The following is a 9,292-nucleotide window of genomic DNA, read 5'->3' on the forward strand; positions in this document are numbered from 1 at the left end:
CCTTCCATGATGAACATCCTCCCGAGGAGCACACAGCCCCTCTGAGCTGGGATGTCCGTCAAACCGGGTCAGGCCCAACGTGGCGCTGTGGCGGATGGCCTACCTGCTCGACACTGGACGTCCGCAGGAGGCGTCGCAGGCGGCTGCCCGGGTGGCGGTAGGGGAACTTCCCGCCGTGCGGCAGGTGTACTACTGGCTGGACATGACCCGTGCGATGGTGGCGGCTGAGCGGGAGCGAGATGCGGTGCGGATGTTGCTGGCGGCCGAACGGGTCGGTCCGCAGCACACCCGGTCATCGACGGCGGCGCGAGAAGTCGCACGTGGGCTGCTCCGGCGAGGGCTGGTCTCCACGGAACTGCGGGGCCTGTGTGAGCGCATGGGGGTCTCCACCAGTAGTGGCGCGTAAGTGTTCCATCACACACCGTGCCGTCCATAACGTTCCGATCAGGACACGACGGCAGGAAGTAGCCGCTTCGCCGACCGTGTCCGCCGGGTGGCGACGCCAACCCGAGCGCGACACCTGACATCCGCGCTGCCGTCGCCACCCGCCCACCCGCGACGAGGGAGGCGGAACCTGTGGCAATCCGGTCCGAGCTGCGCGACATCCTGCGGTGGCTGCTGCGACGCGCGGACTTACCCCCGCCGCCGGGAACGGGCCAACGCCACCAGGCCGCCGAGCAGGCCGCAGCGCGGCGGAGGCTGCTGGACCAGGCGAAGAGGTCACGGGACACGCACTGGCACCGCGAACCGATCCAGACCACGCCGTACACGCCGACGACGCGTGATCAGCGCACCGGGGACGCGACAGGGAGCCACCGGTGAGCCCAGCGCGGGCAGGTTTTCCTGCCATACCTCCCTCAGGCCACCGGCGCGTCTCGTACGACGAGTACCTGTCGGCTACCGCGTTGACCTTTGCCCGGCGGCATCGGCCGGTGTGGTGTTGGCGGCGGTGGCGGCGGGTCTGTCGGTGCGGAGCCGACCTGCCCTGTCGTGCTCGACATCGCATTCCGATCAATCGTGGTCACTGGCCTGGGGAGGGTGAGCAGTGACCGGTGGGCCGGAACGGATGATCCTCGCCGTACACGTGCGCGGGCTTGATGGGATGTGCGTCGGTTGTCGGGTGTGGTGGGCGCGGCTGGTGCCGTACCCGTGTTGGCAGGTGGAGTGGGCGACGAGCCGGCAGGCTCGCGCGAGCGTTGCCCGGTTCCTGGGCGGTGTGCGGTGACCACCCATGGCCCGGTGGTGCCGATCTGGAGTTGTGGTGGCTGTGGCCTGCCGTGGCCGTGTCCGACGCGGCGGCGTGAGTTGCGTGCGGAGTACGCGGGCGCGCCGGTGTCGCTGGCGCTCTACCTCGGCGTCTGTCTCGTGCAGGCAGCCGAGGACATGCCGTGGGCACCGGCCGGGGCACTGCACCGCCGGTTCATCGGCTGGGCCAGACAGGTGCCGGAAATGCAGGAGCGAAGCGCAGCAATCGGGCCAGGCGAACCAGGCCGGGACGGGTGTCACCGGGCCGGATGACCTCGGATCGAGCCGGACTACCGCCCGACGTCAGAGACGTGCGCGGACGTCTCGGACGAAGCGCCCAGAACTCACAAGCGAGGGATCAACGATGCACGTCGTTGGGGGTACCGTCGACAGGATGGCGGCTGGGTGAGTTCACCTGGCATCTTGAGCTTGGAGCGGCGCTATGGCTTCGTCCGTTGATCCGCGTTTCGGGGCAGCTCTGCGTGAGTTTCGGGAGAGGCGCGGTTTGTCGCTTCGATCCCTGGGGCAGCTCGCGCATCGGAGTAAGAGCCATCTGCACGAGTTGGAGGCAGGGCTCAAGGCTCCGACGGTCGACACGGCGCGCCACCTGGACCGGGTTCTCGATGCGGGGGGTTCGCTCGCGCGCTTGGTCGATGCACCTGTCGACCATGCTGCCGAGGCCGGTGAGCTGCGGGCGAGAGTCGCCGCCAGCGATGTCAGCAGGGACCTGCTCGAACGGATCGAGCAGGGCGTTGACGACCTCGCCAGTGCCTATCCGACGATGGCCCCGGCAGATCTGTTGCCGCTGGTACGGCAGCACCTCGCCTATGTCGGGCGGCTGTTGGATGGGCGGGTCACGCTTGCTCAACAACGACGGTTGTTGGTTGCCGGTGGCTGGTTGGCGGTGCTGCGGGCGACGGTGCATATCGACCTGCGGCAGCGGGCTGCTGCGGCTGCCCACTTGCGAGCTGCTCGTGATCTTGCCGAACATGCTGAGCATGCCGAGATCCAGGCATGGTGTCTCGAAACCCGGGCCTGGGACGTGTTGACTCAAGGCGACTACCGGGCAGCACTCGATCTCTCCGAACAAGCTCAGCGGGTCGCCCCGAAGGGCAGCTCTGCCCGCATTCAGGCGACTGCCCAGGAGGCTCGTGCGTGGGCGCGGATCGGGGACATCGGTGCGACGCGGCGGGCATTGGACCGGGTCGAGCGGCTGACGGCGAATCTGCCCGTTCCCGAGCAAGCCGAGCACCACTATCGGTACGACCCGGCCAAGGCTGCCGCATATACGGCCACGACTCTGGCGTGGGCGGGTGACCCCGGTGCCGAGCAGGTGGCGCGGGCTGTGTTGGCCGATCTGGACCCGTACGGCGATGGGGGAGCGCGGCCCCGCCGGTCCGCGTCGGCCCGTCTCGACCTCGGTCTTGCCCTGGTCGCCGCCGGGCAGCCGGATGAGGCGGTCGCCCTTGGGGCGCAGGCTGTGGCGTCCGGGCGGGTGGTGCCGTCGAACTGGTGGCGGGCTTCGGAACTGCTGACGAAGGTGGAGCAGTCGGGGGCACCAGAGGCCGCGACATTGCGTGATCTGTGCATCGAGTACGCACCCGGCGTTGAGGTTCCCCCGGTAGCTCGGAGGCTTTCGATCATGCTCTGATGGAGCTGAAGGGAGTCATCCGTGGCAGCACCGAAGAAGTACCCCGATGAGCTGCGTGAACGTGCGGTGCGTTTGTATCGGGAGTCGGACCCGAAGCCCGTGATCCGCCAGCTGGCGCGGCAGCTTGGGGTGCATCACGAGGCGTTGCGGAACTGGATCCGCCAGGACGAGGCCGACCGGGGTCAGCGCGACGACCGGCCGACCAGCTCCGAGCTGGAGGAGTTGCGTCGGTTGCGGCGGGAGAACGCCGAGTTGAAGCGGGCCAATGAGATCTTGAAGGCCGCGTCGGCTTTTTTCGCCTCGGAACTCGACCCGACCCGGCGACGGTCGTGACGCTCGTCGACGAGCTGCGCGATCGCTTCGGGGTCGAGCCCGTCCTCCGGGTCCTCAACGTCGCCGTGTCGACCTACTACGGCTGGCTCGCTCAGGCCGCGAACCCGTCCCCGAGGCGACGCGAAGACGCGGAACTCGCGGTGGAGATCGCGGAAATTCACGGCGTCTCCGGTGGCACCTACGGCAGCCCGCGGGTGCACGCCATGCTGCGCCGCCAAGGCCGCCGGGTGGGTCGCAAGCGGGTCGAGCGGTTGATGCGCGACGCCGGCCTGCAAGGGGCGTTCCTGCGTAAGAAGTGGCGCATCCCGTCGACCCGGTCGAACCCGAAGGCGACACCGGCGCCGGATCTGGTCAACCGGCAGTTCACCGCCGCGGCGCCGAACCGGTTGTGGGTCGCTGACGCCACCCGCATCCCCTGCGGTGAAGGCGTGTTCTGGCTGGCCGCGGTGCGGGACGTGTTCTCCAACCGCATCGTGGGCTGGCGGTGCTCCGACCGCTGCGACACCGACCTGATACTCGGCGCCCTGGAATACGGCGTCTGGTCCCGCGACGTCCGTGACGGCCAACTGATCCACCACTCAGACAGGGGCTCGAACTACACGTCTTTTCGCTTCGCCCAACGCCTGGCCGACAACGGCATCCTGCCCTCGATGGGATCGGTCGGCGACAGCTACGACAACGCCCTGATGGAGAACTTCTGGTCGACGTTGAAGATCGAACTGGTCTACCGCAACTCCTGGCGCACCCGCGACGAGGCAGAGAACGCGATCTTCAGCTACATCGACGGCTGGTATAACACCCGCCGCATTCAAAAGGACCTCGGCTGGCGATCCCCAGACGAGTACGAGACCGCCTGGCATGCCCACCAGGCCCGACAGGACGCGACGGCTATCGTTCAGCCTGAGCCCACCGGCGCCAGGTAACCAACCCTCCGGCGAACCGGGGGAACCTCAGTACCCGGACGAACCACAACGCAGGACGAGACAGCCCTAACGGTGTACACACGCCCATCCGCACGACCGCGCACCGTCGGGGCCAACGCGCCATTGCTGTGGGTAGCGCGTTCGGTGCAGCAGACCCCACTGATCTCGGCTAGAACCGAGCGCGCATCATCCGACCGCCCCGGATCGCCGTGCTGCTGGCCCGTAAGGGTGCGGTTGCCGCCGGTGTCGTGGACGGTACGACGATCACCGTCTCCAAGGTCGAGCGCTTCTACGTGCAGGGTCGCACCGCGGCCGGTGGTTCCTCGCAGCAGCGCTACGCGCGTCGCCGTGCGAACCAGGCCCAGGCTGCCGCGTCGCGGGCTGCGGACATCGCCGCGCGGATCGTGCTGCCGTATGCGCCCGGTGTTGTCGCCGGCCCGCGCGAGGCGATCAGTGCCCTGGTCTGTGGCGGCGACCGGTTGATGATCGACGAGGTGCTGACGGACCGGCGTCTGTCGCCACTGGCACTGCTGCGTCACCCACACCTGCTCGAATCCGCCGAGCCCCGTCTGGCCGTCCTGGAGGACGGCGCGGTTACGGCCAGACGGATCCGCATCCATCTGATGCCGTGACCACGATCAGGTCCAGCAGGTTGACGAGCAGGCGACCAGAAAGAGGTGCGACGGCCCCACAGTGCCGGACCTGTGCGCGATGTCCCGTAACCCCGTCCGCTCTGAGATGCTGCGGCCGGTACTGCGCGGCGCCTGGGGAGCGGATACCTGCGATCCGCACGGTGTGCGGGATTGGCACGCCGGCAACCCGGCCCGTGGTCAATGCGGGGTGACTTCTCTGATCATCCAGGACTTGCTCGGCGGAGAGTTGATCCTCGGCGAGGTCCTCGCCGGGGACGCTCAGGTCGGCTACCACTACTGGAATCGAATGGCCGACGGCCGTGAGGTCGACCTGACGGCTGACCAGTTCCAGCCACCGGAAGTCGTTGTCGGCGGTCAGGTCCAGCATCCACTGCCGGTCGGGAATCGGCGTGCCTCCCCCGTGCTGGTGTGCTGGGTGCCGGTCCGGGCCGGACGTTCGCCCACTCAGAGTCCGTGCTTCGCGGCTACCGCAGCGGACTGCGGTAGCCTCCGGGGCCGCCCGTGCTTCAACAAGTCCCGGGCATGCTTGCGGAAGCCCCAGCCTGCTGCGATGTCAGCAGCTTCCCAGTGCAGCCTGTCGGGCACGGACCACGGCAGGCCACCGACCCACCGGTTGACGATGGCCGCCCGCGACCTGGTGGACTCGCACAACGGCAAGGCTTTGCTCACGAGGACGTGTTCGATGTCGTTGACGATGGCGGGCCTCCAGTCGTAAGACGTGAACAGGATGCGCTCGCCGGCGATGACTTCGCACCCATGCTGGACTTCGATGGACTCGACCACGTCGGTCGTCGTGATCTCGAGGACCTCGACGGTGAGCATGACGCGGGAGTTGAGGACCGTGTCCTCGTCGTTGTGGTAGCCGAGGCCGCTCCGTAGCCGCATTACCTGGACGAGGCGATCATCCGTGACCCGGTAGAAGCCGGGGCCGTGCAGGGCGTTCGGGTTGATGTAGGACTCGTCAGGTTCGACGTGCAGTCGACCGACGAACCCGTGGTCGGCCAGGATGAGGGCCACACCGTCTGCCACTGCGTTCATCAGGGCCGGCTGCAACGGCCGGAGTCGAGGCACCCTCCGGGGATTTCGGTTGATCGCAAGCAGTGCACGGATGGCGGCCGCGTGTACGTCAGGCAGCGAGAGCACACTCCGCACGAAGACGACCTCGCGATCCGCATGCTCCACTGCGTCGATGCCAGGCTGGTCGGCCAAGGCATCCTCAAGTCCGTCGGCGGCAACGTCAGCGTATGACGACACCGTGTCGTCCAGGCCGACGACCGTGTTGTACCCGCCCTCGTCGCCAATCTCCATCTCCCCGACGCCGACGATCCAGCGCAAGTCAGCTACATCGAGCGCTTCGTCGGCGAACCGGGGCACGGGCTGGGCATCGGCGAGCGCATCTGCGACTGGATCGTCACTCGTCGGGGGCAGGCGGAGCGGCTGAGGTCGCCGTCGCGTCAGCAGGACGTTGAACAGCCCTCGAATGATGACACCAACAACGAGGACCAGCCTCGGCACTAGGAGGAGCCTCCACGACAGCCGGGCGTGCACCCCCGCACGATGACGCATCTGGTCATTCTGCGCTAGTCACATTTCGGCCAGGTCGTCCTCAACTTCCAAGCCGGAGCATTACAACGTCTGCACGCTCGGCGGCAGATCCGGACACCTGTAAAGTGCGCTGCTTCGACGTAGTCCAGCTATGCAGCCTCCATGGACCGGGCAGATACCTGCAAGTTCGTCCAGTCTCCCGCCGCCTGCTGGATTAGCTGCTTCAACCGCTCCTTGCCCTCCGTGTTGATGAGATCGAGAAAGCTTTCGCACTTGGTGAGGTCGCGGCCGTTCGTGATGCAGATGACGATGCCGGTCACTTGCATGCCGCGGGCCACGGCGATGAGCTGTTCATCGAAGGGCAGTGGAACTTTCTCCGCTGCTTTGGCCCCAAACACGCGGACGATCTCTGGCGCCTTCAGCTTGACGAGGAGGTAGATGAAGATGTCGCCCACGCGCGCATGCAGCCAGTCCTTGCCATCCAGCGCGATGCGAGCCAAGCGAGCCAGCCACCTGCAGTTGCGCCCGGTCTTGCGGTGGGCGAGCTGCGTCCAGATTTCCTCGCCGGCGTAGTGTGCGGCGCGCTTCTCGATGGCTGCGATGGCGCCGCTGGCGATGGCCACTTCGCAGATCTCGACCGCTTCGGCGATGAGGCGGTCGCGCGTGGCCGGAGCAACCCGTGGTCCTTGGCCCATGGCCGTTTCAGTGCGCTGCCGAGGCACTCGAGGTCGAGCCGAGGGTGGCTGGGCCTTGCGGCGTGCCTTCTTGGCTGGACGGTTGATGTACTCCGACATGCGGCCGCCGGGCGGCACCTCAGGCCGGCCATGGTGGTCGCGACAGCGCTGACCTCGGCGGCTGACGAGACGTTGGCAGGCGCGGCCATCCACGTCCCGTGGCGCACGGCATTTGATCTTCGGTTTCCGTGAGCTGCGGGACATTCACTCACGGTATGCAAGCGGCTGCGCTTCGCAGTAGGCGTATCGGTGTCGGATCATGGATTCGCTTCCGTGAGCCGCGATCACCAGGCGGCAACCCGAGGGCGGCGGTGCGGCGCTGGTTCGCCGGCGTGGACTTCACCGAGCAGGCATTCGACGCGCCACCCGACGAACTGTTCTCAGTGGGCGTGCACCTGTTCCACGGCCGACCTGACAGCCCGCCGCCGAGCGGCCGGATCTTCACCTTTGCACCATAAGGATCATCCGCCGCCGAGGCGGCCGGTAGCGACGGTCAGAGCGGCGACACAGCAGAAGAGTGCGCCGCCGCCGCAGCATCATCGCTGGGGCGTGGAGACCTTGATCGGTGGCTGTCAGCCGTACGGGATGGTGAGGCCCATTCGCGTCATTGCCATCAGGGCCGGAAGCCGCCAGCCATGGGGACTCGTTTCGGGAAGGCTCAAGCCGTGCAGATCGAGCCGACACATCGGCCGCTGCGGTTGCGGAAGCGGTGGACGGGCGGCGGCGGACGGTGCCTCCCTACCTGGGACGGCGACCTCCGGGGGCACAGCCGTCCTCCGTGCTGATGACCGGCTCGACGGGCGCGCGAGCGGACCGTCGAGCGGCATCGTCCGCGAGCGTTCGACCGTCTCTGATTGATGGAGGTACGCCATGACCGATGCACTCATCACCGGTAAGGCTCGCACGCTGCGGGCGTTGCACGATCGATCCGTGCTGGTGCTGCCGAATGCTTGGGATCCGGCCAGCGCGGCTTTGGTGGCCCGGGCCGGCGCGGCCGCTGTGGCGACTACCAGCGGCGGCGTGGCCTGGTCTCTCGGCCGGCCCGACGGGGAGATGCTGACACGGGCGGAAATGATGGCGGCGGTGCGCCGCATCGCGGCGGCCGTTGATGTACCGGTGACTGCCGATGTCGAGGGTGGATACGGTCTCACGCCCCAAGAGGTGGCAGCCACTGTCCGGGCGACGATCGAGTCGGGCGCCGTTGGAGTGAACATCGAGGACTCCGGTGCCGCAGACGGCACGCTGCTGCCCGTCGAGGAGCAGATGCAACGTATCCAGGCCGCACGGAAGGCGGCGGCCAGCGCCGGGGTGCCGGAGTTCGTGATCAACGTACGCACCGACGTCTACCTGCTGCAGATCGGCGAGCCCGCAGGACGGCTTGACGCCGTCCTCGCCCGCGTTGCCGGATACGCCGAGGCCGGTGCCGACTGCCTGTTCGTGCCAGGTCTGCTGAACCTTGACACGCTCGGCGTGCTGACCGCAGCGTCACCGCTGCCGGTCAACGCGATGGCGGGACCGGGCGGACCGACCGTCGCCGAGCTGACCGCTGTCGGGGTTCGCCGGATCAGCGTCGGGACCGCGATTGCCCAGGCAGCGTATGGCGTGGCCGAGCGGGCCGCCCGCGAACTACTGGAGGCGGGCACCTACCACACGCTCGACCAAGCTGTGAGTTACCCGGAGCTCAATGCGCTGTGCACGCCGGCACCCCGGTGACCGATTGAACGTCCGGATCGGTACTCAACCGCTGGTACGCCATGAAGATTGCCCGCGAGTGGAACGTCCCTGCCGGTGGCGTCGGCTACGTGACTCGGTTCGAGGTCCAGCGTGAGTACCTGGACCGTTACGAGGTTCATCAGGTCGGTGGCCGCGACGTGCTGGAGTACTGGATCCCCGCGGAGGAGCTTGCCGACTTCAACGCCCACCTCGTCGGCGCGATCACCGAGGAAGCCGACTATCGCGGCCCTGTAGGCGACCAGGAGTTCACCGCCGCCCACCATGCGCTGGGCCGAGCCCTACCGGCCGCGTGGCGAAAGTACCTGCAAGGTGCGTCGTGGTTCCGGCGAAGCTGAATGACAGGCGGAGCCTATGTTTGGCTCCACACCCCACGCGAGATGGGACACGGGAGCATGGTGGCTCTTCGAACTTGAGCGGGGTTCGCGGCTGAGTCGACCCGGGAGTGAAGGGCTCGCAGCCCGTCGGTGATCATCT

Annotated in this window: 8 protein-coding genes and 5 pseudogenes; 11 read left to right on the top strand and 2 right to left on the bottom strand. The window is 67.6% G+C overall.

The features are described 5' to 3' along the window. Nucleotides 1-76 precede the first annotated feature (76 nt). The 8 genes and pseudogenes from ACLQ2T_RS28965 to ACLQ2T_RS29000 all read left to right on the top strand — a co-directional run. Nucleotides 77-406: pseudogene (locus ACLQ2T_RS28965) on the top strand (XRE family transcriptional regulator); the annotation flags it as partial. Between the two features lie 170 nt (nucleotides 407-576). Further along, nucleotides 577-822, top strand: a complete 246-nt coding sequence (locus ACLQ2T_RS28970; RefSeq protein WP_425769535.1) for a hypothetical protein — start codon at nucleotides 577-579, stop codon at nucleotides 820-822. Beyond that, nucleotides 782-1,225: pseudogene (locus ACLQ2T_RS28975) on the top strand (hypothetical protein). The gene ACLQ2T_RS28970 and the pseudogene ACLQ2T_RS28975 overlap by 41 nt, the downstream one beginning before the upstream one ends. 462 nt (nucleotides 1,226-1,687) lie before the next feature. Further along, nucleotides 1,688-2,896 (top strand): helix-turn-helix domain-containing protein, encoded by a 1,209-nt coding sequence (locus tag ACLQ2T_RS28980; RefSeq protein ID WP_425769536.1) that lies wholly within the window; start codon nucleotides 1,688-1,690, stop codon nucleotides 2,894-2,896. 21 nt (nucleotides 2,897-2,917) lie between these two features. Next, complete coding sequence (locus tag ACLQ2T_RS28985; protein WP_425769537.1) at nucleotides 2,918-3,229, top strand: transposase; 312 nt, start codon at nucleotides 2,918-2,920, stop codon at nucleotides 3,227-3,229. Next, nucleotides 3,226-4,152 carry an IS3 family transposase gene (locus tag ACLQ2T_RS28990; RefSeq protein WP_425769538.1) on the top strand — a complete coding sequence of 309 codons (927 nt, stop codon included), beginning with the start codon at nucleotides 3,226-3,228 and terminating at the stop codon, nucleotides 4,150-4,152. Before ACLQ2T_RS28985 ends, ACLQ2T_RS28990 begins: the two co-directional genes overlap by 4 nt. 179 nt (nucleotides 4,153-4,331) lie before the next feature. Continuing rightward, nucleotides 4,332-4,784 (top strand): annotated as a pseudogene (locus ACLQ2T_RS28995) (acVLRF1 family peptidyl-tRNA hydrolase); the annotation flags it as partial. A gap of 106 nt (nucleotides 4,785-4,890) precedes the next feature. Then, a pseudogene (locus ACLQ2T_RS29000) lies at nucleotides 4,891-5,109 on the top strand (YunG family protein); the annotation flags it as partial. Nucleotides 5,110-5,249: 140 nt separating this feature from the next. Here the strand turns inward: ACLQ2T_RS29000 and ACLQ2T_RS29005 are convergent. Beyond that, nucleotides 5,250-6,353, bottom strand: coding sequence for a hypothetical protein (locus ACLQ2T_RS29005; protein ID WP_425769542.1), 1,104 nt, complete (start codon nucleotides 6,351-6,353; stop codon nucleotides 5,250-5,252). A 146-nt stretch (nucleotides 6,354-6,499) separates the two neighbouring features. Further along, nucleotides 6,500-7,144 (bottom strand): hypothetical protein, encoded by a 645-nt coding sequence (locus tag ACLQ2T_RS29010; protein ID WP_425769539.1) that lies wholly within the window; start codon nucleotides 7,142-7,144, stop codon nucleotides 6,500-6,502. Nucleotides 7,145-7,416: 272 nt separating this feature from the next. Between ACLQ2T_RS29010 and ACLQ2T_RS29015 the strand changes: the two genes are divergently transcribed. The 3 genes and pseudogenes from ACLQ2T_RS29015 to ACLQ2T_RS29025 form a co-directional block, all read left to right on the top strand. After that, entirely contained in the window at nucleotides 7,417-7,542 is a 126-nt protein-coding gene (locus tag ACLQ2T_RS29015) for a hypothetical protein (protein WP_425769540.1), read from the top strand. 412 nt (nucleotides 7,543-7,954) lie between these two features. Then, complete coding sequence (locus tag ACLQ2T_RS29020) at nucleotides 7,955-8,797, top strand: isocitrate lyase/PEP mutase family protein (RefSeq protein ID WP_425769541.1); 843 nt, start codon at nucleotides 7,955-7,957, stop codon at nucleotides 8,795-8,797. Nucleotides 8,798-8,817: 20 nt separating this feature from the next. After that, nucleotides 8,818-9,042 (top strand): annotated as a pseudogene (locus tag ACLQ2T_RS29025) (ADP-ribosylation/crystallin J1); the annotation flags it as partial. Nucleotides 9,043-9,292: the final 250 nt, after the last annotated feature.

Source organism: Micromonospora sp. DT229 (genome assembly GCF_049844505.1).
GTDB lineage: Bacteria > Actinomycetota > Actinomycetes > Mycobacteriales > Micromonosporaceae > Micromonospora.

Coding starts and splice junctions, on each gene's coding strand:
- ACLQ2T_RS28980 (WP_425769536.1), top strand. CDS start 1,688: ATGGCTTCGTCCGTTGATCCGCGTTTCGGGGCAGCTCTGCGTGAGTTT.
- ACLQ2T_RS29010 (WP_425769539.1), bottom strand. CDS start 7,144: ATGTCGGAGTACATCAACCGTCCAGCCAAGAAGGCACGCCGCAAGGCC.
- ACLQ2T_RS29020 (WP_425769541.1), top strand. CDS start 7,955: ATGACCGATGCACTCATCACCGGTAAGGCTCGCACGCTGCGGGCGTTG.